Origin of the sequence: Acidihalobacter aeolianus (genome assembly GCF_001753165.1) — a bacterium.
In the GTDB taxonomy this organism is placed as follows: Bacteria; Pseudomonadota; Gammaproteobacteria; order DSM-5130; family Acidihalobacteraceae; genus Acidihalobacter; species Acidihalobacter aeolianus.
Genome location: NZ_CP017448.1, coordinates 1,677,796 through 1,702,970 on the forward strand (window position 1 = coordinate 1,677,796; position 25,175 = coordinate 1,702,970).

General features: G+C 63.1%; 30 protein-coding genes and 1 tRNA gene. 20 read left to right on the forward strand and 11 right to left on the reverse strand.

What is annotated here, in order from left to right:
- Positions 1 to 3: 3 nt before the first annotated feature.
- A complete protein-coding gene (locus tag BJI67_RS07635; RefSeq protein WP_070072534.1) occupies positions 4 to 447 on the reverse strand; it encodes an NUDIX hydrolase in 444 nt (147 codons plus the stop codon).
- 85 nt (positions 448 to 532) lie between these two features.
- On the opposite strand from BJI67_RS07635, the gene icd reads away from it, so the two are divergent.
- The 3 genes from icd (at position 533) to clpA (ending at position 4,517) form a co-directional block, all read left to right on the forward strand.
- Positions 533 to 1,789: an NADP-dependent isocitrate dehydrogenase gene (gene icd / locus BJI67_RS07640; RefSeq protein ID WP_070072535.1), complete on the forward strand. Its 1,257-nt coding sequence runs from the start codon at positions 533 to 535 to the stop codon at positions 1,787 to 1,789.
- Between the two features lie 74 nt (positions 1,790 to 1,863).
- Positions 1,864 to 2,181, forward strand: a complete 318-nt coding sequence (gene clpS, locus BJI67_RS07645; RefSeq protein ID WP_070074031.1) for an ATP-dependent Clp protease adapter ClpS — start codon at positions 1,864 to 1,866, stop codon at positions 2,179 to 2,181.
- Positions 2,182 to 2,246: 65 nt separating this feature from the next.
- Positions 2,247 to 4,517: an ATP-dependent Clp protease ATP-binding subunit ClpA gene (gene clpA / locus BJI67_RS07650; RefSeq protein ID WP_070072536.1), complete on the forward strand. Its 2,271-nt coding sequence runs from the start codon at positions 2,247 to 2,249 to the stop codon at positions 4,515 to 4,517.
- A gap of 19 nt (positions 4,518 to 4,536) precedes the next feature.
- Here the strand turns inward: clpA and infA are convergent, their stop codons facing one another.
- On the reverse strand, positions 4,537 to 4,755 hold the full coding sequence (gene infA / locus BJI67_RS07655) for a translation initiation factor IF-1 (RefSeq protein ID WP_070072537.1): 219 nt from the start codon (positions 4,753 to 4,755) through the stop codon (positions 4,537 to 4,539).
- Between the two features lie 225 nt (positions 4,756 to 4,980).
- Between infA and fabD the strand changes: the two genes are divergently transcribed.
- The 10 genes from fabD to BJI67_RS07705 all read left to right on the forward strand — a co-directional run bounded on the left by fabD (position 4,981) and on the right by BJI67_RS07705 (position 13,526).
- On the forward strand, positions 4,981 to 5,925 hold the full coding sequence (gene fabD, locus BJI67_RS07660; RefSeq protein ID WP_070072538.1) for an ACP S-malonyltransferase: 945 nt from the start codon (positions 4,981 to 4,983) through the stop codon (positions 5,923 to 5,925).
- Positions 5,922 to 6,665, forward strand: coding sequence for a 3-oxoacyl-ACP reductase FabG (fabG, locus tag BJI67_RS07665; RefSeq protein WP_070072539.1), 744 nt, complete (start codon positions 5,922 to 5,924; stop codon positions 6,663 to 6,665). Before fabD ends, fabG begins: the two co-directional genes overlap by 4 nt.
- 99 nt (positions 6,666 to 6,764) lie before the next feature.
- Positions 6,765 to 7,001 carry an acyl carrier protein gene (gene acpP / locus BJI67_RS07670; RefSeq protein ID WP_038086394.1) on the forward strand — a complete coding sequence of 79 codons (237 nt, stop codon included), beginning with the start codon at positions 6,765 to 6,767 and terminating at the stop codon, positions 6,999 to 7,001.
- A 102-nt stretch (positions 7,002 to 7,103) separates the two neighbouring features.
- The gene (fabF, locus tag BJI67_RS07675) at positions 7,104 to 8,342 is read left to right on the forward strand and encodes a beta-ketoacyl-ACP synthase II (protein ID WP_070072540.1); all 1,239 of its coding nucleotides are present in this window, start codon (positions 7,104 to 7,106) and stop codon (positions 8,340 to 8,342) included.
- Between the two features lie 5 nt (positions 8,343 to 8,347).
- Complete coding sequence (locus tag BJI67_RS07680; RefSeq protein ID WP_156782208.1) at positions 8,348 to 9,664, forward strand: aminodeoxychorismate synthase component I; 1,317 nt, start codon at positions 8,348 to 8,350, stop codon at positions 9,662 to 9,664.
- A 2-nt stretch (positions 9,665 to 9,666) separates the two neighbouring features.
- The gene (gene pabC / locus BJI67_RS07685; protein WP_070072542.1) at positions 9,667 to 10,482 is read left to right on the forward strand and encodes an aminodeoxychorismate lyase; all 816 of its coding nucleotides are present in this window, start codon (positions 9,667 to 9,669) and stop codon (positions 10,480 to 10,482) included.
- Entirely contained in the window at positions 10,482 to 11,528 is a 1,047-nt protein-coding gene (gene mltG, locus BJI67_RS07690) for an endolytic transglycosylase MltG (protein WP_070072543.1), read from the forward strand. Before pabC ends, mltG begins: the two co-directional genes overlap by 1 nt.
- Positions 11,529 to 11,532: 4 nt before the next feature.
- Positions 11,533 to 12,180 carry a dTMP kinase gene (gene tmk, locus BJI67_RS07695; RefSeq protein WP_070072544.1) on the forward strand — a complete coding sequence of 216 codons (648 nt, stop codon included), beginning with the start codon at positions 11,533 to 11,535 and terminating at the stop codon, positions 12,178 to 12,180.
- Positions 12,177 to 13,166 (forward strand): DNA polymerase III subunit delta', encoded by a 990-nt coding sequence (locus BJI67_RS07700; RefSeq protein WP_070072545.1) that lies wholly within the window; start codon positions 12,177 to 12,179, stop codon positions 13,164 to 13,166. The genes tmk and BJI67_RS07700 overlap by 4 nt, the downstream gene beginning before the upstream one ends.
- 18 nt (positions 13,167 to 13,184) lie before the next feature.
- Entirely contained in the window at positions 13,185 to 13,526 is a 342-nt protein-coding gene (locus tag BJI67_RS07705) for a PilZ domain-containing protein (RefSeq protein WP_070072546.1), read from the forward strand.
- A gap of 30 nt (positions 13,527 to 13,556) precedes the next feature.
- Here BJI67_RS07705 and BJI67_RS07710 read toward each other — a convergent pair whose 3' ends face one another.
- Positions 13,557 to 14,330, reverse strand: coding sequence for an ABC transporter permease (locus BJI67_RS07710; RefSeq protein WP_070072547.1), 774 nt, complete (start codon positions 14,328 to 14,330; stop codon positions 13,557 to 13,559).
- Between the two features lie 15 nt (positions 14,331 to 14,345).
- On the reverse strand, positions 14,346 to 15,281 hold the full coding sequence (locus tag BJI67_RS07715; RefSeq protein ID WP_070072548.1) for an ABC transporter ATP-binding protein: 936 nt from the start codon (positions 15,279 to 15,281) through the stop codon (positions 14,346 to 14,348).
- An 88-nt stretch (positions 15,282 to 15,369) separates the two neighbouring features.
- Between BJI67_RS07715 and BJI67_RS07720 the strand changes: the two genes are divergently transcribed.
- A complete protein-coding gene (locus BJI67_RS07720) occupies positions 15,370 to 16,773 on the forward strand; it encodes a leucyl aminopeptidase family protein (protein WP_083250992.1) in 1,404 nt (467 codons plus the stop codon).
- The gene (gene dusA, locus BJI67_RS07725) at positions 16,766 to 17,776 is read left to right on the forward strand and encodes a tRNA dihydrouridine(20/20a) synthase DusA (RefSeq protein WP_070072549.1); all 1,011 of its coding nucleotides are present in this window, start codon (positions 16,766 to 16,768) and stop codon (positions 17,774 to 17,776) included. The genes BJI67_RS07720 and dusA overlap by 8 nt, the downstream gene beginning before the upstream one ends.
- Here dusA and BJI67_RS07730 read toward each other — a convergent pair.
- From BJI67_RS07730 to BJI67_RS07740, 3 genes are all read right to left on the reverse strand, one after another.
- Positions 17,760 to 18,554, reverse strand: coding sequence for a metallophosphoesterase (locus BJI67_RS07730; RefSeq protein ID WP_070072550.1), 795 nt, complete (start codon positions 18,552 to 18,554; stop codon positions 17,760 to 17,762). The two genes, dusA and BJI67_RS07730, sit on opposite strands and share 17 nt — an antisense overlap.
- Before the next feature lie 262 nt (positions 18,555 to 18,816).
- Entirely contained in the window at positions 18,817 to 19,152 is a 336-nt protein-coding gene (gene cyaY, locus BJI67_RS07735; protein ID WP_070072551.1) for an iron donor protein CyaY, read from the reverse strand.
- A gap of 28 nt (positions 19,153 to 19,180) precedes the next feature.
- Complete coding sequence (locus BJI67_RS07740; protein ID WP_070072552.1) at positions 19,181 to 19,567, reverse strand: DUF423 domain-containing protein; 387 nt, start codon at positions 19,565 to 19,567, stop codon at positions 19,181 to 19,183.
- A gap of 59 nt (positions 19,568 to 19,626) precedes the next feature.
- Here BJI67_RS07740 and BJI67_RS07745 point away from each other — a divergent pair, with 59 nt between their 5' ends.
- Complete coding sequence (locus tag BJI67_RS07745) at positions 19,627 to 20,112, forward strand: YajQ family cyclic di-GMP-binding protein (RefSeq protein WP_070072553.1); 486 nt, start codon at positions 19,627 to 19,629, stop codon at positions 20,110 to 20,112.
- Between the two features lie 3 nt (positions 20,113 to 20,115).
- Here BJI67_RS07745 and BJI67_RS07750 read toward each other — a convergent pair whose 3' ends face one another.
- Positions 20,116 to 20,442 carry a hypothetical protein gene (locus tag BJI67_RS07750; RefSeq protein ID WP_070074033.1) on the reverse strand — a complete coding sequence of 109 codons (327 nt, stop codon included), beginning with the start codon at positions 20,440 to 20,442 and terminating at the stop codon, positions 20,116 to 20,118.
- A gap of 79 nt (positions 20,443 to 20,521) precedes the next feature.
- Positions 20,522 to 21,352 carry a class I SAM-dependent methyltransferase gene (locus BJI67_RS07755; protein ID WP_156782073.1) on the reverse strand — a complete coding sequence of 277 codons (831 nt, stop codon included), beginning with the start codon at positions 21,350 to 21,352 and terminating at the stop codon, positions 20,522 to 20,524.
- A 127-nt stretch (positions 21,353 to 21,479) separates the two neighbouring features.
- Between BJI67_RS07755 and BJI67_RS07760 the strand changes: the two genes are divergently transcribed.
- Both BJI67_RS07760 and BJI67_RS07765 read left to right on the forward strand, forming a co-directional pair.
- A tRNA-Ser gene (locus BJI67_RS07760) sits at positions 21,480 to 21,567 on the forward strand.
- 95 nt (positions 21,568 to 21,662) lie between these two features.
- Positions 21,663 to 22,577 carry an LpxL/LpxP family acyltransferase gene (locus BJI67_RS07765; protein ID WP_070072554.1) on the forward strand — a complete coding sequence of 305 codons (915 nt, stop codon included), beginning with the start codon at positions 21,663 to 21,665 and terminating at the stop codon, positions 22,575 to 22,577.
- Between the two features lie 4 nt (positions 22,578 to 22,581).
- Here the strand turns inward: BJI67_RS07765 and BJI67_RS07770 are convergent, their stop codons facing one another.
- On the reverse strand, positions 22,582 to 23,256 hold the full coding sequence (locus tag BJI67_RS07770; RefSeq protein ID WP_070072555.1) for a tyrosine-protein phosphatase: 675 nt from the start codon (positions 23,254 to 23,256) through the stop codon (positions 22,582 to 22,584).
- Between the two features lie 98 nt (positions 23,257 to 23,354).
- Here BJI67_RS07770 and BJI67_RS07775 point away from each other — a divergent pair, with 98 nt between their 5' ends.
- Positions 23,355 to 23,945: an NUDIX domain-containing protein gene (locus BJI67_RS07775; RefSeq protein WP_070072556.1), complete on the forward strand. Its 591-nt coding sequence runs from the start codon at positions 23,355 to 23,357 to the stop codon at positions 23,943 to 23,945.
- Positions 23,946 to 24,125: 180 nt separating this feature from the next.
- On the opposite strand, the gene BJI67_RS07780 is transcribed toward BJI67_RS07775, so the two are convergent.
- A complete protein-coding gene (locus tag BJI67_RS07780) occupies positions 24,126 to 24,431 on the reverse strand; it encodes a hypothetical protein (RefSeq protein WP_070072557.1) in 306 nt (101 codons plus the stop codon).
- A 176-nt stretch (positions 24,432 to 24,607) separates the two neighbouring features.
- Between BJI67_RS07780 and folE the strand changes: the two genes are divergently transcribed.
- Positions 24,608 to 25,165, forward strand: a complete 558-nt coding sequence (gene folE / locus BJI67_RS07785) for a GTP cyclohydrolase I FolE (protein ID WP_070072558.1) — start codon at positions 24,608 to 24,610, stop codon at positions 25,163 to 25,165.
- Positions 25,166 to 25,175 lie beyond the last annotated feature (10 nt).

Genomic DNA, 25,175 nt, shown 5'->3' on the forward strand with positions numbered 1-25,175 from the left:
CGCTCAGTCCAGTTCGCGCAGCAGGGCCAGCGGGTAGCGATGGCCGGCGCCGTGATCGGCCACGGCGCGCAACACGAGGGGGCTGCGCAGCCGCTCGCCCAGGGTTCTGAGCGCATCCGGGGACAACCATTCGGTATCCTCGATACCGTCGTCGAGCGCGCGCGAGACATCGCGCTCGCCGGCCGTTCCTGAGAAGGCCACGCGCAGAAAGGTCTCGCCGACCGGGTTGACCCAGCGGTAGATACCCACCAGTGCGATAGGAGTGAAGTGCCGGGCGGTCTCTTCGAGGGTTTCCCTGATGACGGCCTCGACCAAGGATTCGCCGTCCTCGAGATGACCTGCCGGCTGGTTGTATTTCACGTGTCCGTCAATGCGTTCGCGGACCAGCAGAAAGCGCCCCTCGCGCTCGATCACCGCGGCCACCGTGACATGGGGTTGGAAGCGCATCGGGGAACTTTATCACAGCTTCGTCGCTGTGGAGTGAATGTATAATGCGGCACAAATTAACCTCTCTTGCGGAGACCGCCGACTCATGTCCTACCAGCACATCGACACGCCCTCGTGGGGGGAACGCATCACCGCGAATGCCGACGGCTCACTGCGCGTACCCGCCAAGCCCGTGATCCCCTTCATCGAGGGTGATGGCATCGGCGCGGACGTCACGCCCGTAATGCGTGAGGTCGTCGATGCCGCCGTGCATAAGGCTTACGGCGATACGCGCGCAATCGCGTGGATGGAGGTTTACGCCGGCGAAAAGGCCACCCGCGTTTACGGCGACGACGTATGGCTTCCGGACGAAACCATGGATGCCATGCGCGAGTATCTGGTGGCAATCAAGGGCCCCTTGACCACGCCCGTTGGCGGCGGCATCCGCTCGCTTAACGTCGCCCTCAGACAGACGCTCGACCTCTACGTCTGTCTGCGTCCGGTGCGCTATTACGACGGCACCCCCAGCCCGGTCAAAGCCCCGGAGAAAACGGACATGGTGATCTTCCGCGAAAATTCGGAAGACATCTATGCCGGCATCGAGTGGGCAGCAGAAACCGCCGAGGCACGCAAGCTCATCGCTTATCTACAGGCTGAAATGGGTGTGACCAACATTCGTTTCCCGGAAAGCTCCGGGGTCGGCATCAAGCCCGTGTCGCGTGAAGGTACCGAACGCCTGGTGCGCAAGGCGATCCAGTACGCCATCGACAATGGCCGCAAGTCGGTGACCCTGGTGCACAAGGGCAACATCATGAAATTCACCGAAGGGGCGTTCAAGGCCTGGGGCTATGCCCTTGCACAACGCGAATTCGGCGCGCAGCCCCTGGATGGCGGTCCCTGGATGCGGCTCACCAACCCGCGTACTGGCGACGACATCGTGATCAAGGACGTGATCGCCGACGCCTTCCTGCAAGAAATATTGCTCAACCCTCAAAATTACGAGGTTATTGCCACTTTGAACCTGAACGGCGACTATATATCTGACGCCCTGGCTGCTCAGGTCGGCGGCATCGGCATCGCGCCCGGAGCGAATCTTTCCGACAGTATCGGCATCTTCGAGGCCACGCACGGCACCGCACCGATGATCGCCGGTCAGGACAAGGCAAATCCCGGATCCATCGTGCTTTCCGCGGAAATGATGCTGCGCCACCTGGGTTGGATCGAAGCTGCCGACGCCATCGTCAGCGGCCTCTCAGGTGCGATCAAGGCAGGGCGGGTGACCGACGATCTGGCGCGCCTGATGACCGGTGCCGAGACTGTATCGTGTTCCGAATTCGGCCGGTGTATCGTCGCCCATATGTAACCCGTGAGGAGCGTGGACGGAAACATTTTCACGCCCCCCTTGAGATCAACCCGATGCAACCCGACATACTCAACATGAGCGAGGAGAAGCGCAGCGACAATGAGGATTTCGTCGTCGAGGAGCGTCGTCCCGAGGTACGCCAGCCACCGCTGTACAAAGTGGTGATCCTCAATGATGACTACACCCCGATGGAATTTGTCGTTGAAGTACTGGAGCTGTTTTTCCGCATGGACCGGGAGAAGGCCACTCGGATCATGCTGCACGTACACACCCGCGGACGCGGCGTGTGCGGGGTGTACACCCGGGATATAGCGGAGACCAAGGTCGCTCAGGTCAACGATTATGCCCGCGATCACCAACACCCTTTGCTATGTACTCTGGAAGAGACTTGACCCCAACCAAGTACATTCGGATTTCGTTAGGCCGAGGATGGCCGCCAACCTGAGGCATATCGGCGATGTTGAACAAAGAGCTTGAATTCTCCCTTAATCTGGCCTTCAAGCAGGCCCGTGAAAAGCGCCACGAATTCATTACCGTGGAGCACCTGCTGTTGGCGCTCACCGACAACCCCACTGCGGTGAACGTGCTGCGTGCCTGTGGCGCCGATCTTTCGCGGCTGAAACGTGAGCTCGACCTGTTCATCGAAGACAACACGCCGCGGCTGAACGAAGGCGACCAGCGCGAAACCCAGCCTACGGTCGGTTTCCAGCGGGTGCTCCAGCGCGCCGTATTTCACGTTCAGTCCTCCGGACGCAAGGAGGTCACGGGCGCCAACGTGCTGGTGGCCCTGTTCGGCGAACAGGAATCGCATGCCGTCTACCTGCTGTCGAAGCAGGGGATCAGCCGGCTCGATGTGCTCAACTACATCTCTCATGGCATCTCCAAGGTTTCCGACGAACAGCAGCCCGACATGGACAGCGAGGGGCCGGCCGAGGGTGCGGCTGCAGGCGAGGAGTCTGCACGCAGCAACCCGCTGGAACAGTTCGCCACCAACCTCAACGAGCTCGCCCGCCAGGGCAAGATTGACCCCTTGATCGGCCGCGACAGCGAGATCGAGCGCACGGTGCAGATCCTGTGTCGTCGGCGCAAGAACAATCCGCTGTACGTGGGCGAGGCCGGCGTGGGCAAGACTGCACTGGCCGAGGGCCTTGCCAAGCGCATCGTCGACGGCGAGGTTCCCGAGATACTGCATGACGGCGTGGTCTATTCGCTGGATCTCGGCGCGCTGGTCGCAGGCACGAAATACCGCGGCGACTTCGAGAAGCGTCTCAAGGGCGTACTGGCCCAGCTCAAGCGCCAGCCGGGTGCGATTCTCTTCATTGACGAGATCCACACCATCATCGGTGCCGGCGCCGCCTCCGGCGGCGTGATGGACGCCTCCAACCTGATCAAGCCGATGCTGGCCAACGGTCAGCTCAAATGCATCGGTTCGACCACCTATCAGGAATATCGTGGGATCTTCGAGAAGGACCGTGCGCTGGCTAGGCGTTTCCAGAAAATCGACGTGCGCGAACCCAGCGTCGAGGAAACCTACCAGATCCTCAAGGGCCTCAAGGGTCGCTTCGAGGAACATCACGACGTGCGCTACACCAACCCCTCGCTGCGTGCGGCGGCCGAGTTGTCCGAGCGCTACATCACCGACCGGCACCTGCCCGACAAGGCGATCGACGTGATCGACGAGGCGGGCGCACGCCGCCGGCTACAGCCGGCCAGCCAGCGCCGCAAGACGATTTCCGTGCACGACGTCGAGGACGTGGTCGCCAAAATCGCCCGTATCCCGCCGAAACAGGTATCCACTTCGGACATGGAGACGCTGCGCAACCTGGAAAGCAACCTGAAGCTCGTCGTGTTCGGCCAGGACGAGGCGATCGGCACCCTGGCAGCGGCGATCAAGATGTCGCGCTCCGGACTTGGACACCCTGACAAACCGATTGGCTCGTTCCTGTTCGCCGGTCCGACCGGTGTAGGTAAGACCGAGGTTACCCGCCAGCTGGCGCAGGTTCTAGGCATCGAGTTACTCCGTTTCGACATGTCCGAGTACATGGAACGGCACACGGTGTCACGCCTCATCGGCGCCCCTCCGGGGTACGTCGGTTTCGATCAAGGCGGGCTGCTGACCGATGCCATCCTCAAGCACCCGCACGCCGTGTTGCTGCTGGATGAGATTGAAAAGGCACACCCGGACGTGTTCAACCTGTTGCTGCAGGTCATGGATCACGGCACGCTGACCGATGCGAACGGCCGCCAGGTGGATTTCCGCAACGTGATTCTCGTAATGACCAGCAACGCGGGCGCCCAGTCGGTCAGCCGGCGGACGCTGGGTTTCACCCAACAGGATCACTCGACCGACGGCATGGAGGCGATACGCCGCACGTTCACCCCGGAATTCCGCAATCGCCTGGATGCGATCATCCAGTTTCAGCCGCTGGAACCGCGCATCGTTGCGAACGTGGTCGACAAGTTTCTCATCGAACTGGAAGCTCAACTGGAAGAGAAGAAGGTCCGCCTCGTCGTGGACGACGCTGCGCGAGCCTGGTTGGCCGAGCGGGGGTACGACCCGATCATGGGCGCCCGTCCCATGGCGCGGGTTATCCAGGAACACGTCAAGAAGCCCCTGGCCGAGGAGATACTGTTCGGGCGGCTTCGCGAGGGCGGGGAAGTGCACCTCGACGTGGAAGGCGAAGAACTGCGCCTGGATTTCGTCGATCAGCAGGAGGCGGTCCACTAGGTCCGCCTCTAACGCGAGCCTACTTCTTGCGGTAGACGATACGCCCCTTGGTCAAATCGTAGGGCGTCAGCTCGACGGTAACTTGGTCACCGGTCAGGATGCGGATGTAATGCTTGCGCATGCGCCCGGAGATGTGTGCGGTCACCACATGACCGTTATCGAGCTGAACTCTGAACATGGTGTTGGGCAGGGTGTCGATCACCTTGCCTTCCATTTCGATCGCGTCTTCTTTTGCCATTCTTACGGGATATCCCCAGGGACTAGGAAGCCGCCCATTATCAATAACTGGCGGCATAAAACAAGGGCGCAGGCATCTCCGCCGCGCTGGCGGGGGAGCGCTGTCAACGCACGGCGGCATCCGGGCTGCAACCCCGGGATAGCATTGCCCACAAGTTATTTGCCCGCCGCCCGAGCTTTTGCCTAAACTACTCGCCTTTTTGAGCCTGAGACAGTTGCCGACTACATGAGCATTGCCGCCGTGTTTCCAGGTCAGGGTTCCCAGTCGATCGGGATGCTGGCCGTACTATCCGACAAGTATTCCCTGGTACGCGATACCTTTCAGGAGGCCTCCGACTGCCTGGGCATGGATTTGTGGGCCCTCGTGCAGAATGGCCCCGAGGAAGAGCTGGGACGTACTGCCATCACCCAGCCGGCCATGCTCGCTGCCGGCGTTGCCGTCTGGCGCGTCTGGGAGGAAGAGGGCGGATGCAGGCCCGAAGTGATGGCGGGTCACAGCCTAGGTGAATATACCGCGCTCGTCTGCGCCGGCGCGCTCGAATTCGCCGATGCCGTGCGTATCGTCGCCGAACGCGGACGCCTAATGCAGTCCGCCGTACCCGCTGGCACCGGCAGCATGGCAGCAGTCCTGGGGCTAACGGACGAGCAAGTCATCGCCCTGTGTTCACGCGCTGCCGGAAATCAGGTTGTCGAGGCCGTCAACTTCAATGCACCCGGGCAGGTCGTCGTGGCGGGGCATGCCGAAGCGGTCGATCGCCTGATGGCACTGGCGTCCGAGGGGGGAGCCAAACGCGTGATCTCCCTCAGCGTCAGCGTCCCGTCACACTGCGCATTGATGAAGCCGGCGGCGGAGAGCTTCGCCGAAGTTCTGAAGAGCACCACCTTCAATTCACCGCGTATACCCATCGTGCATAACGTGGATGCGACCCAGCACGCCGCTCCAGCAGAGTTGCCCGAATTGCTCGTGCGCCAGCTCTACAATCCAGTGCACTGGGTCGAAACCATCGAAGGCTTCGCCGACGAAGGTATCCGGGTGGTCTTCGAATTCGGACCCGGCAAGGTTCTCAGCGGCCTCAACAAGCGTATCGACCGCAGCCTGAAAGTCCTCTGCGTAGAGGACACCAAGACCCTCGACGCCGCATTGGAACTCTGCGAGGAATACGGGGCATGAGTCTGCAAGGGGAAATCGCGCTGGTTACCGGCGCAAGCCGGGGCATCGGCAGGGCCATCGCTCTAGAGCTGGCACAGGCCGGTGCCACGGTAATCGGGACCGCCACGTCGCCGGCGGGTGCCGAAGCCATCGCAAGCTATCTGAAGGAAGCGGGCGCCGAGGGTACCGGTCTGGAAATGATGGTTGAGGACCAAGCTTCGGTCGAGGCTGCGCTGGGGCAGATCGGCGAACAGTTCGGCGTTGTCACGATTCTGGTCAACAATGCCGGCATCACGCGCGACACATTGCTGATGGGCATGAAGGACGAGGACTGGGATAGCGTGATCGACACCGACCTGAGTTCAGTCTTCCGGCTTGCCCGCGGCTGTATCCGCGGCATGCTCAAGAAACGCCATGGACGCATCATCAATATCGCCTCGGTGGTCGCGGCCGCTGGCAATCCTGGGCAATGCAACTATGCCGCGGCCAAGGCCGGAATGATCGGCTTCAGCAAATCGCTGGCCCGCGAGGTGGGCTCACGTGGCATCACTGTCAACGTGGTCGCGCCGGGTTTCATCGACACCGACATGACCCGCGCGCTCAAGGAAGAGCAGCGCGAGGGCCTGCTGGGCCAGATCCCATTGCGCCGACTGGGCGAGGTGGAGGATATTGCCAAGGCCGTGGCATTCCTGGCCGGTCGTGGCGGCGGCTACATTACCGGCGAGACGCTGCACGTTAACGGCGGGATGTACATGTCCTGAATCCGGCCACGCCCTGCGGGTAGCGACGAGACTGCAGTTTCTCTAAAATACCGCCCGCAGCCGCTGGCTGCATTTTTTTTACACAGGGGAATAACGAGCATGAGCAACGTTGAAGAGCGCGTCAAAAAGATCGTGGTCGAGCAGCTTGGCGTCAAGGAGGAGGACGTCAAGAATGATTCATCCTTCGTCGACGATCTTGGCGCCGATTCCTTGGATACGGTGGAGCTGGTGATGGCTCTCGAAGAGGAGTTCGAGTGCGAAATCCCTGACGAAGAAGCCGAGAAGATCACCACCGTCCAGCAGGCGATCGACTACATCAACGCGCATCTGAAATAAGCGCAGCCCCCGATTGCGTCAGCCGGTATCCCCGACTATGCAGTCGCCGGGAAACCGGCCGACGCGGGTTTGATCGCATAGCCGAAGGAAGAGGATACTGATTTGTCGAAGCGCCGCGTCGTCGTAACCGGGCTCGGTATCGTGTCGCCCGTGGGATCCACGGTCGATACCGCGTGGGAGAACGTCCTGGCGGGACGCAGTGGGATCACGCATATCGATCATTTCGACCCTGAAGAGTCACCGGTCAAAATATCGGGCTACGTGCGTGACTTTGATCCAGGGGAATACATCCCACCCAAAGACCAGAAAAAAATGGACATCTTTGTCCATTACGGCATCGGCGCAGCCATTCAGGCGTTGCGCGATGCGGGTATCGAACCCCACGACGAGCGCATCCCGGCCGAACGTATCGGCGTGGCCATCGGCTCCGGCATTGGCGGTCTGCCCGGTATCGAGAAGGGCCACATCGCTATGATGAACGGCGGCGCGCGCAAGGTCTCGCCGTTCTTCATCCCCAGCAGCCTGATCAATATGGTCTCGGGCAACCTGTCCATCATGTACGGCTTCCGGGGACCGAACATCGCCATCGTGACCGCATGCACCACCGGTACGCACAATATCGGCGATGCGGCGCGCATGATTGCGTATGGCGACGCCGACGTGATGATCGCGGGGGGCGCGGAAATGGCCTCGACACCCCTGTGCATTGCAGGCTTCGCCGCTGCCCGCGCACTTTCCACGCGTAACGACGACCCCGCGGGCGCCAGCCGCCCCTGGGATCGCGACCGCGACGGATTCGTCATCGGTGCTGGGGCCGGCGTGCTGGTGCTCGAATCCTACGAGCATGCCCAGGCCCGTGGTGCGCACATCTACTGCGAACTTGCTGGGTACGGGCTCAACGCCGATGCCTATCACATGACCCAACCATCGGGGGAGGGGGCCACCCGCTGCATGCTGCTCGCACTGCGCGATGCCGGCGTGAACCCGGATGAGGTCGATTACATCAATGCGCACGGCACCTCCACCCCGGCGGGCGACAGGGCCGAGAGCGACGCCATCAAGCGCGCCTTCGGCGACCACGCCTACCAACTGGCGGTCAGTTCGACCAAGTCGATGACCGGACATCTGCTTGGGGCTGCCGGCGGTGTCGAGGCCGTGTTCTCGATTCTTGCCCTGCGCGATCAGGTTCTGCCGCCCACGGTCAATCTGGAAAATCCAGACGAAGGCTGCGATCTCGATTACGTGCCCAACACGGCGCGCGAACGCGACATGTCGTACGCCCTTTCGAACTCCTTCGGGTTCGGTGGCACCAACGGATCGTTGTTGTTCCGGAAAATCTGAGCGTGATCGCGCAGCGCCCGCTGCGCGGGCCAGATGACCTGCTGGAACTGCACCGACTGAACCCGGCGCGCTATCCGCATTTGCTGCAAAGCACGGCACGGGGCGGCCCCCGCGGGCGCTACGACATCCTGTTCGCGTTCCCCGAGGCGCCTCTGGTGAATTTTTCGGGGAGCGGGTTTACGCAGTGGCTCGACCAGACAGCCGGAGCCTGTCGCGAACAGGCACCCTCGGCACCGGGCATTCCCTTTGCCGGCGGGTGGTTCCTCTACCTGGGCTACGAACTGGCCTATATTCTGGAACCTGTGCTGGGACCTCCTCCGGGTCATCCGTGGGACTGGCCTGCCGTGCTTGCGCAATACTGTCCGGCCGCCGTCATTCGCGATCATCTGAACGGCAGCGTCTATGCTGTTGCGGCAGCGGGTCACGAGGCACTGCTGCAGGACATCACATGCGATGCCGAGCAAGCGGCATTATCGGGTCCTGCGCAACTTGCCGCAAAGAATGGCCTGCACATCGTCGAGACGCCAGCAGACGCGTATCTGCACGGGGTGGAACGCATACTCGACTATATCCGCGACGGCGACGTGTTTCAGGTCAACCTGTCCCGCGAATGGCTTTGCGAGGGCTCCACAGGTACGCCGGCGGACCTTTATGCACGACTGCGCCTGGCCAATCCGGCGCCGTTCGCCGCCTTGGCGACAATGGGACCGCGAGCGGTGATCAGTTCATCTCCGGAACGCCTGGTCGCCTGTCGTGACGGCTGGGTGTCGACACGCCCCATCGCCGGCACCCGCCCGCGAGGGCACGATGCCGCCTCCGACCGTGTCCTGCAGCGCAAACTAGCAGAGAATCTCAAAGAACGCGCCGAACACGTCATGCTGATCGACCTTGAGCGCAATGACCTGGGGCGTATCGCCCGCACCGGCAGCGTCGAGGTCGACGAATTAATGGTGATCGAAAGCTATGCCCACGTGCATCATATCGTCTCCAATGTACGCGCAAAGCCGCGTCCCGGCCTGCGCCCAGGCGAATTGATTCGCGCGATGTTCCCGGGCGGCACCATCACCGGTTGTCCCAAGGTTCGATGCATGCAGATACTCCGCGAACTGGAGGGCGAGGCGCGTGGTGCCTATACCGGGGCGATCGGTTATCTCGGCAACGACGGGCAGATGGATCTCAACATCCTCATCCGCACGCTCGAGTGGAACTCGGGGGAACTGCGCTTCCGCACCGGTGCAGGCATCGTCGCCGATTCGCACCCCGCCGCCGAACTCGAGGAAACCCGGCACAAGGCTGCCGGATTGCTCAGGGCCTTGATCTGACGATGGCCGACAAGGCATCGCATCTGGACAGTTGCGTACCCATCTCCGACCGGGGTCTGGCCTACGGTCACGGCGTCTTCGAAACCCTTGAGGCCAGGGATGGCCAATTGCCGCACTGGCCCAGGCACTGGCGACGACTGACCGAGGGCTGTCGCCGACTCCATTTACACATGCCGATGGAAACGGAATTGCTCCCCGAACTGCTACGAGCCAGTCCGCCCGATGGACGCCACGTCGTCAAACTCGTGTATACCGCCGGTGACGGCGAACGGGGATACCGCATCCCGTCAGAGCTGACGCCGCGCCTGTTGATCGACATACGACCGTGGCCAATATACCCATCAAGCCATACCCTCAAGGGCGTTGCGGTACGCCTATGCCACACCCGGCTGCCAGACGACCCGGCCCTGGCCGGCATCAAACACCTAAACCGCCTGCATCAGGTACTGGCTCGCGCGGAATGGGATGACGATACCATCGTCGAGGGCCTGCTGGCCGACAGCAACGGCAACTTGGTCGAAGGCTCCATGAGCAACCTGTTCTGGATCGAGGGTGATAGACTGCTGACGCCTGATCTCGACCGATGCGGCGTAGCCGGCATCATGCGCGAACGCATCCTCGACTGGGCCCGGGCGAACGCTGTCGAAACGTCCATCGAGACGCTCGAGCCCGAGCGCCTGCACCAGGCCGACGGCGCACTGCTGTGCAACAGCCTGATCGGCATCTGGCCGGTGCGACGCATCGAAACCCAGGATATGCCCCCGTTCCCGCCACTGATCGGAACACTATGTCGGGCCGTACGTGAAGGAACCTGCTGATGCGCAAAGCGATCATCACCGGCTTGGCGGGTCTCGCGCTGCTTCTCGGCGTGCTCGTCGTGATCGGCTGGCATGCACTGAGCACGCCTCTGCAATTGCCGACCGAACAGGTCGAATTCAAGGTACCCGCCGGCAGCAGCGCCCGCCAAGTGGCTGATCGTCTGCATGCACTGCACATTCTCAGGCACCCTGGCTGGTGGCTAATCTATGCACGCCTGTCCGACCAGGCAGGCAGCATCCAGAGCGGCGACTATGCCGTACGTACCGGGATGACGCCGCTGCAACTGCTCGGCGACATGGTCAACGGACGCACCGTGCAATACGGCATTACCCTGATCGACGGCTGGACCTTCGCCCAGGCAATGCACGCCCTCAATGCCGACCCGCATATCCGGCATACGCTCAAACCGGTCGACTACCCCGGACTGATCGCACGGCTGGGAGGCCCCAAGGGCATGTCCCCTGAAGGCTGGTTCTATCCGAACACCTATTTTTTCAGCAATGGCGCCACCGACGTTTCCATCCTCAAGCGCGCCTATCAGGCGATGCGCCAGGAGCTCGACCATGCATGGGACACCCGAGCCCCGGGGCTTCCACTCAAAACCCCCTATGACGCGCTGATCCTCGCGTCCCTGGTGGAAAAGGAAACCGGCTCTGCCAAGGAGCGTCCGCTGGTGGCCAGCGTCTTCGTCAATCGCCTGCGTCTGGGCATGCGTCTGCAAAGCGATCCGACCGTGATCTACGGTTTGGGAAAACGCTATCATGGCGGCATCACCTTCAAGGACCTGCGCAATCCGTCCCCCTACAACACCTATGTGCATACCGGACTGCCGCCAACACCGATCGCCTTGCCGGGCGGCCCCGCCATCCAGGCCGTGCTGCATCCCGCCGACACGCAGTACCTATACTTCGTCGCCACGGGCAAGGGCACGCATGTCTTTTCCAAGACCTATGCCGAGCAGAAACGCGCCGTGATCAAATACCAGCTGGGCGGAGACGCCGCACGCTATCGCGCGGACAAAACCAAACCGCAGGCGGGCGGCTGAGTCGATGCGGGGACGTTTCATCACACTCGAAGGCGGCGAGGGGGTCGGCAAATCGACTCAGATGGATGCCGTGCGCGCCTGGCTGGAATCCCGCGGTCATCGTGTCCTGACCACGCGCGAACCCGGCGGCACGCCTCTCTCGGAGCACATTCGCGACCTGCTCAAGGGGTGGGACGGCGAGGATATGGATTCCGATACCGAACTGCTGCTGGTATTCGCCGCTCGCAACGAACATCTCGCCAAACGAATTCGCCCGGCGTTGGAGCGGGGCGAGTGGGTACTCTGCGACCGCTTCACCGACGCCACCTACGCCTATCAGGGCAGCGGCCGGGGTATCCCACCGGCGCGGATCGAAACCCTGGAGCAGTGGGTGCAGGGCACGCTGAGGCCCGACCTTACCTTGCTGCTCGACGTTCCCGTCGCCCTCGGTTTCGAGCGTGTCTCCGGCCGCGGCGAAGGCCACGACCGCTTCGAACGGGAACAACGTGACTTCTTCGAGCGTGTGCGTTCCACCTATCTCGCGCGCGCCACGAACGACCCCGAACGCTTCCGCGTAATCGACGCCTCGCCCCTTCCCGAACAGGTGAGCGAGGCCATTCGTGCGGTCCTGGACGAACGGCATGCCGTCTGGGCCCGAGAGCATCGCAAGTGAACGGTACACCGTATCCCTGGCAACGCCAGCAATGGTTGCAGGTTCATGCGCAGGTAGCACAACAGCGCATGCCGCACGCCTACCTGTTGAGCGGCATCGCAGGCCTCGGCAAACTGGATTTCGCGCTTGCTTTCGCGCAGGCCGTCCTGTGCTCGCAACGGTCGGAAGAGGGGCTGGCCTGCGGCACGTGTCGCAGTTGCCGTCTGATCTCGGCCGGCACCCATCCCGACCGACTGCTCGTTTCCCCGGAGGCCGCAGGCAAGCCGATCCGCATCGATGCCGTGCGCGAACTGATCGAATTCCTCACGCTCAGCCCCAGTCTGGGCGCGAGACGCATCGTCATCGTCCAACCAGCCGATGCGCTCAACGTCTTTGCAGCCAATAGCCTGCTCAAGACCCTGGAGGAACCTGCCCCAGGCGCGCTGCTCCTCCTGGTCAGCGATCGCCCGGCCAGCCTGCCGGCTACCATCCGCAGCCGCTGTCAATCGCTGCGCTTCGGTCCGCCGTCTCCCCCTGAGGGGCTCTCCTGGCTGGAAACATCGTTGGAGAGCTCTGCCGAAAGACGCGCGCCGGCGCTGGCCCGCGCCGGCGGTGCGCCGCTCGCCGCACTGCGCTACGCGGACGACGAGGCCCTGCGCACGCGCAGCGGCCTGATTGCTGCATTGGAGCGACTCGGCGACAGCCGAGTCGACCCTGGCACATTGGCCGACGAACTCGACAGCACCGCCGCGGACGGTCTGCTGGATACGCTGGCCGCCTGGTTGCGGGACCTGATACGCGTCGGCAGCGGTGCCGCGGTGCGCGAAAATCCGGATTACGCGAAACAGTTGCACGCACACGGCAAAGGGTTAGACTTGGCAAGGTTGTTCGAGTGCCTCGATCAGACGCTGCGCTTAAGGGACATGCTCTCCAACGGGCTCAATAACGCACTGCAGCTTGAGGCACTGTTCATCCGCTACCGGGCGGCCGTCAGGCATAAGCACTGAAAAACGCGAGGAATACCCATGTCCGTCGGGCAAGGCATACTGACGCTTTCGATCAGAGAAAAGAGCGCGCTCTACCAGGCTTACATGCCTTTCGTGAAGAATGGCGGCCTGTTCATCCCGACCCAGCGGCAGTACCAGTTGGGCGACGAGGTCTTCATGCTGATCACCCTGCTGGACGATGGCGAAAAATTGCCGGTGGCCGGGCGTATCGTCTGGATCACACCCAAGGGCTCGCAGGGCGGCAGGCTCGCCGGCATCGGCGTGCAATTCAGCGATCAGGACAACGGCAAGGTGCGCAACCGGATCGAAAATGCCCTTGCCGGCATGCTCAAGTCCGACCGTCCCACGCACACCCTCTGAACTGCGCGACGCAACAGAGCCGCCTGAATCTCAGTTGCGGATGCCGACACCGCGATAGAGCAGGTTCAACGCGAGCGTGGCAAGGACCGCAATAAAACCCACGATCACGCTGTACGAAACCCATAACGGCACGTCCGAGCTACCGAGGATGCCGTCGCGGAATCCGTTGACCATATAGAGCACGGGGTTCGCCAGGGAGGCTTTTTGCCAGAATGACGGCAACAGGTTGATCGAGTAGAACACCCCGCCGAGATAGGTCAGCGGCGTCAGCACGAAGGTCGGCACGATGGAAATGTCGTCGAAATTCCTGGCGAACACGGCATTGATGAAACCGGCCAGCGAGAACAGCATCGAGGTCAGGACCGCGATGCTCAGCGTGACGGCCAGATTTTCCACGTGCAGATGGGTGAAGGCGAGGGAGATCAGGGTAACACCCAAGCCCACCGCCATTCCGCGCGACACGCCGCCGAGCACGTAACCCAGCAGGATCAGGTAATTCGGAATCGGTGATACCAGCAGTTCCTCGACGTAATGCCCGAATTTCGCGCCGAAGAACGACGACACCACATTCGAATACGAACTGGTGATGATCGACATCATTATCAGTCCCGGCACGATGTACTGGATGTAGCTGTAGCCCTCCATGTGCCCGATCCGATGGCCGATCAGCTGCCCGAAGATCACGAAGTACAGGCTTGTGGTCACAGCCGGCGGAACGATGGTCTGCACCCAGATGCGGCTGAAGCGCAGGATCTCCTTGACCACAATGGTCTGCAGGGCGATGTACTGACTGCGTAACTCCACGTTGATATCCCTTTATTATCCGGCCTGGCTTGCGGCTTCCGTTTCGCCGACCAGTGCCAGGAACAGCTCTTCCAGGCGGTTTGTCTTGTTGCGCATACTGACGACGCGGATACCGTACTCGCTGAGTTTGCCGAACAGCTCGGTCAATCCGTGCCGCCGCGTGATCTCGGCCTCGAGCGTCAGCGCATCGATGGCACGTAGCCGATAGCCCTCGATTTCCGGCAGGGCGGGCAGAGGATCGGCGACGTCTAAGATCACCGTTTCGTGATCCATCTTCGCCAGTAAGCTCTTCATGCTCGTGTTTTCGATGATCTCGCCGTGATCGATGATCGCGATGTTCCGGCAGAGATTTTCGGCCTCTTCCAGGTAGTGTGTGGTCAGGATGATGGTAGTGCCCTGGGCGTTGACCTCGCGCAGGAAGGACCACATCGAACGGCGGATCTCTATGTCCACGCCGGCGGTCGGTTCGTCCAGAATCAGCAGCCTGGGTTCGTGCACCAGTGCACGGGCGATCATCAGCCGGCGCTTCTGCCCCCCGGAAAGGCTGCGGGCGATCTGGCGGCGCTTCTCCCACAAGCCGAGCTGCCGGAGATAGCGTTCCGCCCGAGCGCGGGCGGTCGCGCGATTGATTCCGTAATAACCGGCCTGGTTGATCAGCACTTCCTCGACCGGTTCGAACTGATTGAAGTTGAATTCCTGCGGTACCAGACCGATGAAGGTCTTCGCCTTCGATTTCTGCGTATCGAGATCGCAACCGAAAATCCGCACCTCGCCGGATGTCTTGTTCACCAGCGAGCTGATGATGCCGATGGTGGTCGATTTCCCCGCCCCGTTGGGCCCGAGGAGGGCGAAGAAATCCCCTTGTTCGACATCGAGATCGATACCCTTGAGGGCGACAAGGTTTTGGCCGTAAACCTTGCGTAAATTGCGGATAGATAGTGCCTTTGTCATGCGCCGGCGGTTCTCTGGAGCAGGTGAAACAGAAGGGCGGGGAGTCTAACATAGACGCCTTTCGCCGACAGATTCCCGAGGAATGCGCATGGAAATTGGCCTGCCCGGCCTGACAGCCGGACCGATACCCGAGGATAGCCGGGTCACGGCAATCGAACCCGTATTGATCAAGAACTATCCGGCATGGCTGGAGGCCCAGCCCGAGCCCCTGGTCCGTTGGCTGCAGGACAGCGGCTTCAAACCCACGCACCGGGCGCATTGCCTGCTGCCACCCTATGCGGACGAGGTATCCCGCGTCCTGGTCACCCTGGAAGATGCCGACGACATCTGGGGCCTGGGCGACCTTCCGTATCGTCTGCCGGAGGGGGACTACCTGCTCAAAGACATGCAGGGCGCCACGTTGGCCAGGCTGTCGACCGGCTGGGGACTGGGCGCCTACCGCTTCCAGCGCTACAAGGCGGCCAAGCGCGTACCCGCGTGCCTGCGGATCGAACAGACCGCGGTCTACGAGGCCGTCGCACGGGAGATCGCCGCCTGCTCGCTGGTTCGCGATCTCATCAACACCCCGGCGGAGGATATGGGACCGACACAGCTCGCTGCGGCCGCGCGTGAACTCGCCGACGAATTCAAGGCCGGTTGCGAGGTCATCGTCGGCGACCAGCTGCTCAGCCGCGGTTACCCCGCCATCCATGCGGTCGGGCGGGCCAGCGTACACCCTCCGCGCCTGATCGACCTGCGCTGGGGCAGCACCGAACACCCGACCCTCGTGCTGGTCGGCAAGGGCGTGTGCTTCGACAGCGGCGGACTCGATCTGAAAAACGCGAGCGGCATGCGCCATATGAAAAAGGACATGGGCGGTGCCGCTCACGTGCTCGGCCTCGCGCGCATGGTCATGGCCCACCGGCTACCGGTGAATCTGCGCGTGCTGGTTCCGGCGGTCGAGAACGCCGTCTCCGGAGATGCCTTCCGCCCCGGGGACATCATCAGGACGCGCAAGGGCCTGACCGTGGAAATCGAGAACACCGACGCCGAAGGCCGCCTGGTGCTGTGCGACGCGCTGGCCGAGGCCGCACAGGACAAGCCCGCGCTGATCGTCGACTTCGCCACTCTGACCGGCGCCGCACGGGTCGCGCTGGGGACCGAATTGCCCGGATTTTTCACCCGCAGCGAGGCCCTCGCCAAGGGCGTGAGCGGTGCCGGCGAACGCACCCAGGACCCGCTCTGGCGCCTGCCGCTGTTCGACGACTACCGCTATCAGCTCGAAAGCCCGGTCGCCGATCTGCTCAACTGCAGCACGTCGCCGTTCGGCGGCGCCATCAACGCCGCGCTGTTCCTGGAAGCCTTCGTGCCCCCCGAAATCGAATGGCTGCACGTCGACCTGATGGCCTGGAACCTGCGCGCACGCCCCGGTCGGCCGCGCGGCGGCGAGGCCATGGGCCTGCGGGCGCTGTTCGCCTACCTCAACATGCGCTTCGGCGACGGCGATGCCTGAGTCCCGGCCAGATCTGAGCCGTCGACTCAGCGTGGCGCCGATGATGGACTACACGGACCGTCATGCGCGCTATCTGCTGCGACTGATCACCCGGCGCACCTTGCTGTACACCGAAATGGTCACCAGCGCCGCACTGACCCACGGCGATGCCGAGCGCCTGCTGGCCTTCAACGCAGAGGAACACCCCGTCGCGCTGCAGCTCGGCGGCAGCGACCCCGCTGAACTGGCAGCCGCGGCGCGACTGGGCGAGCACTTCGGCTACGACGAGATCAATCTCAACGTCGGCTGTCCGAGCGACCGCGTGCAAGCCGGGCGCTTCGGCGCCTGCCTGCTGGCGGAGCCCGACACCGTTGCCGACTGCATTGCCGCGATGCGCGACGTGACCGCACGTCCGGTCACGGTGAAAACCCGCATCGGGGTCGACGACCTGGACAGTTACGAGCACCTTTGCGCCTTCGTCGAGCGTGTCGCCGCGGCCGGCTGTGCGAGCTTCATCCTGCATGCGCGCAAGGCCTGGCTGAAAGGGCTGAGCCCGCGCGAGAACCGCGACATACCGCCGCTCGACTACGCACGGGTCTATCGCCTGAAACGGGATTTTCCGGATTTCGAGATCGCGATCAACGGCGGCATCGCCGACCTCGATGAGGCCCTGCTGCATCTGCGTCACGTCGACGGCGCGATGATCGGCCGCGCGGCCTACCACAACCCCTGGATGCTTGCCGAAGCGGATGCGCGGATTTTCGGTGAAACGCGGTCTATGACACCGACGCGCGCGTCCGTGCTGGCCGACTACCGGGACTACTGCGAGCGCGAACTGGCGCGGGGCACGCCGCTGTCGCACATGACGCGCCACCTGATGGGACTGGTACAAGGCCTGCCCGGCGCACGCCGTTTCAGACGCATTCTCAGCGAGCAGGTACGCGGCAGCGGGGTCACGCCCCGTCTGATCGATACGGCCTGGGCCGCAATCGGCGAAATAGGCGAGGTCAGGAACGCCGGCTGACGGGGCCGTTGCTGCCCAGTCCGGGCGGGGCACCGGCGGGGAAGCGGTGTACGACCACCTCCGGCTGAACCTGCAGCAAGGTCAGGCTGGCCTGCTGGAAGCGCGTCGCGTAGACCGCACCGGTATCGATGAAATAGACATTGCCTGCCTGCCGCGGTTCGCCGATGGGCGTGTGTCCGCACACAAGCAGTTCCAGGCCGTCCACCGGCAACACCGCTTCGCCGCGGCGCACGCAGCCTATTCGGCTGCGCGCCCAAAGCGCGTGGTCGCGCAGCGCCGGATCCACGGCCAGATCCGCCACGAAATCAGCCCAAGGCAAATCCTCGGGGACATCGGCATGCACGACGCCGACCAGACCGCACTCGGTCTCGATTTCCAGGGCGTAGGGCAGGGCGGCGATCGCCTCGCGGCAGCGCTCGCGCCAGGATTCGGGCAACGCCAGCCACCATTCCCCACCGCAGCCGCCAACCCAGTCCGCGGCCAGGGCTGAATCTTCTCCGCTGTCGAGCAGCATCTGCTCATGATTACCCCGGACCGCATATACCCAGGGGTGTGCAAGGAACTCAGCCACCCGAGGCGACTCGGGACCCCGGTCGATCAGGTCGCCTACCGATATCAGTCTGTCCCGGCTCGGATCGAAGTCCAGCGACTCGAGCGACTGTTCCAGCAGCGGAAACATGCCATGCAGGTCGCCCATACAAAAATCGCGGCCGGATGCGTTGCGCGGCAGGCGCGTGAACGTGGCCGGTTTGTCCGAATTGACTGATATCGATCCCATCGTGCGACCAGACTCCTGAATATCCAAGCGACGCACGGCCTTTGCAAACGATAAGCCGTACAAAGAAGGCATGTTACATCGCGGTGACCACGAATGGGTGCAAGTACTGTGCTATGGCCTGTTCACACGATGCGGCGGGGCGCTTTTTTGCGTCTCAAGGTGTCGCCGTTCGCTCATGTGGCCGGCCATACCGCGCTCACGGCGCTTGGCGAGTCACGAAAAGTGGCTCCGGCAGCGCCCCGCCGCATCGTGTGAACAGGCCCTAGAGAGGCCCCTTGAGATGTACCTGCGTCCCGGTTTGCTGCGAAAACACGCGGCTCAGCACCTCGGTCAATACCTCGCCGCTGCGGTCGTCGACCCAGGCATCCCGGGTCGCATCGTAGGAGAAATGTGCGGGGCCCTCGGGTGAGGCGACCCACAGCTGCTGCACCGGCTCCTGGCGGTTGATGATCAGCACCGCTCCGCTGTCGAAATCGACGCGCAGCACACCATCGATCAGGTCTGCATCGAGATCCGCAAGTGCGTCCTCGTCGCCGAGTCGTTCGAGCAGGGATTCAAGCACCCGTTCGGCACGCAATGCGAAGGATATTTCGCTCATAAGATCAGTCTCGCTCCAATGGGGTTGCTCAGTGCAACTTCGGCGCACCCTTGATCGCCGCCACCGTGAACAGCAGCCACGACAGGATCAGGGAACTGCCGCCGAAGGGTGTGACGATGGCCACGCCGTGCAGCCCAGCGAGCACCAGGATGTACAAGCTGCCGCTGAACATCAGCGTGCCGGCAAACATCAGCCAGCCAGCAGCCAGCAGCCAGCGGCTGCGGCCGAGATGGGCCGCAGCCAACCCGATCAGGATCAGGCCCAGGGCATGGTACATCTCGAAGCGCAGCGCGATGTTGAAGATGCGGAACAAGTGCGCATCCACCTCGGCATGCACAACATGGTCGCTAAGCGCACCCATCATGATATCGATCATGCCGAGTGCGGCGCCCAGCGCAACGAAGGTTCGGTTCATTGTGGAAACTCCTGGCGGTTTTCTATAGTACGTTTTTCGACAAACTCAGGTGATTCGATATGCCCAGCTTCGACGTAGTTTCAGAGGTCGACCAGCACGAACTGGCCAACGCACTCGATCAGGCCAACCGCGAGATCGACACCCGCTACGACTTCAAAGGCGCCGAGGCGCGGATCGAAAAGAGCGGCGAGCAAGGTCTCCAGCTCGAGGCGCAGAGCGAGTTCCAGATCGAGCAGATGATGGACATTCTGCTCAAGAAAATCGCCAAGCGCGGTATCGACGTACGCTGTATCGAACGCGGCAAGCTGACCGAAACCGGCCGGCGCGCAATGCTCGACATCGACGTCAAGCAGGGTATCGACAGCGACACCGCCAAACGCATGGTCAAGGCGGTCAAGGACAGCAAGCTCAAGGTCCAGGCGGCCATCCAGGGCGACAAACTGCGAGTCACCGGCAAGAGCCGGGACGATCTGCAGCAGATCATCGCACTGCTGCGCGGGGGCGACTGGGGAAGACCGCTGCAGTTCGAAAACCTGCGCGACTGACCCTCAGGACTCCTCCTCGATCATCGAATCCGGCTCCCAGCCCAGTGCGCGGGCGCGTTCCATGGCTTCGCGATGGATGCGCTCGTGGCGCGCGCGGATATCCTCAGGCAGCGCTTCGACCCGGTAATGATGCTGCGCCCACAACTCGCTGGTCTTGTCGTACAGCATCTGCATGCGGCCGGCATCCCAGCCCGCGCAGGTTTCTGTTTCCGGCAGCAGGCCAAAAATCCAGGCATCCTTGACGATGGCACCGGTGGGAGTCATGCCACCGAAGTCGTCCTTGTCGATGCCGACGTAAGTACGTTTCTGCGGGTGTCCTGGCATCTTCATGTATTCCGTCTGATGTATGAATGGCTGCGATGCTACACCAAACGCCACCATCGCTTGAATCGCGTGAGTAAGGCTGCCCTTAGCTTGAGGGCTGATCTGCCTGCGGTGCATAAAGGTCGTAACGGGTATTCGGCCCTTCCACACACCCCAGCGGTGCAGGCCCAGGCAGGGCGGGGGCACCACCGGGGCGCTTGACCGCCACTCGGCGCATGCCGCTGGCGAGCGCAGCCGCCAGCAGATCGCCCGCATCCGGATCGTCGCCCACCAGATCGCGCACCATGCGCATTTCCTTCTTCACCAGGGCGGACTTGCTGCGATGCGGATACATCGGATCGAGATAGATCACGTCGGCGTCACGGGCAAGCTGCGCCAACTCGTGGCGCGCATCGCCCTGCAGCACGCTGACCCGCTCGGCGACCGGTGCCGGCGCAGTGCGTAACAGGCCGTCGCGCAGCAGCAGCGCCATCACCGCCGAACGCTCGATCATCAGCACCTCGCAACCCAGCTGCGCGAGTACCGCTCCGTCGCGTCCCAGCCCCGCAGTGGCGTCGACGACCTTCGGTGCGTGTCCGGGTTTCAGACCCACCGCACGCGCCAGCGGCTGTTTCCTTCCGGCCTGACGCAGACGCGTAGCCGTCGCGCCCAGGGAAAAATCCAGGCGCAGCGGGGTAAATCCCGCTGCCGCCGGGGCACGGAGCTCCCACCCCGCAGCACCCAGCCAGAGCCCGTAGAAATCGGCGGACGGCGCGTCGACCGGAGGCAGGCCAAAGCCCTCGGCCACAACGCCGATGTCGTCCCAACCGGCCTGCCTGTCGCCACCGACCCAGAAACCCGGCGGCAGCGAAGTCGCCGCACGTGGCGCAGATGCGAGCATAAAATCGGCGAGGTTCAGTGACTTGTCAGCGTTCATCGTCGGCCATGGCTGTGTGCCCCGCAGGATAACCCTACTGTGACTTACAGACTACTTCGGTTATCCTTGCCCCGCCTTGAGGGCGCTACGGGTGGCATAACCGCACCCGCAACCTTGTCGGGCATCCGGAAGAGTGGCCGAGTGGTTGAAGGCACCGGTCTTGAAAACCGGCAACGGGCAACCGTTCGTGGGTTCGAATCCCACCTCTTCCGCCATCATCCTGCCGCCGCGGCAGCCCTCAACGCTGTGCTACCATCCCGCGCGATGCCGTACGCGCCCGCCATCCTTCTGCCCATACGCTCCGCTCCTCATGCCTGAGGCGGGCAAGCCGCCGCTTGCGGCCAGATACTGGGCGGGATGGATACTCGTCGGGCTGATCTGGACGACGCATCTGCTGCTGCCGCGAGCCTTGCGTCGTCGCCTCGGCCGCGGCATCGGCACGCTGGCGTGGCATTTCAATCGCACGCCGCGCCGCGTGGCGCTGGTCAACCTGAGCCGATGCCTGCCCGAACTGGACGAAGCCGCCCGCGAGGCCCTGCTGCGCGAGCATTTCAGACTGATGGGGCAGGGCGTATGGGACTATCCGCTCCCCTGGTTCGGCAGCCGTGTCAGGCTAGCCCGCGAGATCGCCATCGACGGACTGGAGCATCTGAATGCCGCACGTGCGCAGGGACGTTCCGTGATCCTGATGGTGGCGCACACCGCCGCCCTGGACATCGCACCGCCACGACTGGCCATGGAGGTGACCATGGCCGGCCCTTACAACCCCTTCGGCAATGTGCTGGCCGACTGGCTGATCGGCCACGGCCGCAGCCGCTTTGGCAACACCCCGATCTCGCGGGAATCCGGCTTGCGTGGGCTGCTGCGCGCGCTGCGCGGCGGCGGCGTGCTGTATTACCTGGCGGACGAGGATTACGGCCGCGAACGCTCCGAGTTCGTGTCATTCTTCGGCCAGACCAAGGCAACGCTGCCCATCATCGGCCGGCTCGCCGGGGCGAGCGGCGCCGTGGCGCTGCCGACGATGACGGTGTACGACGAGACAGCCGGACGCTATCGGGTGATCATCGACCCGCCGCTCGCCGATTTTCCGACCGGGGACCCTGCACAGGATGCCCGGCGCATGAACGAGGCGCTGGAGCATCAGATCCGGCGCTACCCGGCACATTACCTGTGGACGCTGAAACTGTTCCGCACGCGTCCCGAGGGCGAGGAAAGCTGGTACTGATGGGTTATTCGCGACGCAGCACGCGGTCGACCAGAACATTGAACCAGCGGTTGCTGCGGAAACTCGAACGAATGTCGTCCTGGCTGTATTCGGTGCGAATCCAGTCCTCTAGACTGATGGCGGACTTACACCGGGCAGCGAGATAGCGTTCGAAGAAATGATCGAGTATGCCGGTGCGCGCGTGCCGATAGTGCCAGAATGGCCATAGGCGAAGCTGGCGGGTGTCTTCCAGGGGAATATTTTCCATCCAGTGGAGATACAAGGTCGCCATGAATCCCGCGCGGTCAGCGCCCGACATACAGTGAAACAGGGCGGGATATTCGATCTCGGCGAGCAGGCGCCTGGCCTCCAGCAACACCTCGGGGCGGTGTGTGTCGCGCGAGAAAAAGCGCAGGTCGATGTGTTTCACCCCCTCCCGCGCGCACAGCTCGCGTTCGAGGGCCAGGGTAGGGGTATCGACCGGTCCGCGCAGGTTGACCACGGTGCGCAGACCGTCACGGCGGATGTGCTTCACCAGGGTCCAGGGCGGCAGCTGCCCGGAGCGAAAGGCATGCTGCCCCACGCGGTGGTAATTGGTAGTCAGCAGAATGCGCACCCAGCCGTGCTCGTGGATCAGCGCGTGCCAATAGGCCCAGAGACGTTGCCGCGGGCTGAGCTTGGGTGGATGCGGGTCCGGCATGATGTGGTGCGAAGATGCAATGCGTGACGGGCCGCATAGTTTACGTGAACTCGCCTGCTGGCGGGCTCCAGATTTACTGACGACAAGGCTATCCGGCGATGAAGTGGGAAATTCTCGACAAGGAACAGTGTTTCAAGGGGTTTTACGAGCTGCTGCGCTACCGCCTTCGGCATGCGCTGTTTGCCGGCGGCATGGGGCAACCGATCACCCGCGAGCTGATGATTCGCGGACACGCGGCGGCCGTGTTGCCCTACGACCCGGTCACCGATCAGGTACTGCTGGTCGAGCAGTTCCGGATCGGCGCCCTGGATTCGCCGCGCGGCCCGTGGCTGATCGAGGTCATCGCCGGCCTGGTGGAGCCGGGAGAGCAACCGGAGGAGGTGGCCCGACGGGAAGCCATCGAGGAAGCCGGCTGCGAACTGCAGGAGATGCTGCCGATCTGCGAATACTATTCGAGTCCCGGCGGAACGACGGAACGCATCAGCCTGTTCGCGGCACGGATGCACAGCGCCGGTCTGGGCGGGATACACGGGCTTGCCGGGGAGGGCGAGGACATCCGCGCCTTTCTGCTCCCCGCCGACGAGGCGATCGAACAGATGCAGCGCGGACTGATCGACAACGCCATGAGCATCATCGCCCTGCAGTGGCTGGCCGCCAATCGTACCGGCCTGCGCGAAAGCTGGACCTAGTGCGTACTGGTGGCCGGATCGCTGTCCTCACGCTGGGCAGGGCGAGGACATCCGCGCCTTTCTGCTCCCCGCCGACGAGGCGATCGAACAGATGCAGCGCGGACTGATCGACAACGCCATGAGCATCATCGCCCTGCAGTGGCTGGCCGCCAATCGTACCGGCCTGCGCGAAAGCTGGACCTAGTGCGTACTGGTGGCCGGATCGCTGTCCTCACGCTGGGCGCGGAAGGCCACCTGGTTAGCGGCGTTGATGTTGTGCAGGATGTAGGTCTTGATGTTGCCGAGAAATTCGTCCATCTCGGCATCCTTGCCCAAATTCCCGTCGATGGTCGCGACGACGTCGCCGAGGGTCTTGCTCAGATGGTCCGCCCGTGCCAGTTCCCGGGCCGCGTACCGCGCGAGCCGCTCCTCACGCTCGGCTGGCGAGACCGCATTGCGCGTATGGTTCTCGATGATCGTCTGCCAGCGCGGCTTGTCCATGCTCATGTTTTCAGCTCCCGCGGCGTAGTGCGAAGGGGCAGTGTAGCAGCACAATCGACGCGTTGCCTCAGGGCCCGGGGCCGTCCGTCCCCCACACCCGACGCCTCGGCGTATAATCAGCGGCCCTCAGCACACTGCCCAACGCCAGACAGGGCACGTCCTTAGACAGGAGAACCGAGCGCATGAGCCTGACTGAACTGGAGGCCAGTTACCGGCGGATTCTCGCCACCACCGGCGAACCGCTGGAGCGCGACGGACTGCGCGACACCCCGCTGCGCGCGGCCAAGGCCTTCGAGTTTATCACCCGCGGCTATCGCCAGAACCTGGACGAAGTGGTCAACGGCGCCCTGTTCGACTCCGACATGGACGAGATGGTGGTGGTGCGCGACGTGGAGCTGTATTCGCTGTGCGAGCACCACGTGCTGCCGTTCATCGGCAAGGCCCACGTCGCCTATCTGCCGCAGGGCAAGGTGCTCGGCCTGTCCAAGATCGCCCGCATCGTCGACATGTACGCGCGCCGGCTGCAGATCCAGGAAGGGCTGACCCGACAGATCGCCGAAGCCGTACAGGAGGTCACCGGGGCCACCGGCGTCGGCGTGGTCGTCGAGGCGCGCCACCTGTGCATGATGATGCGCGGCGTGGAGAAACAGAACTCCAGCATGACCACCTCGGTAATGCTCGGCCAATTCCGCAGCAACCCGGACACCCGCGAGGAATTCCTGCGCCTGATCCGCAGCTAGAGCTGGCAGG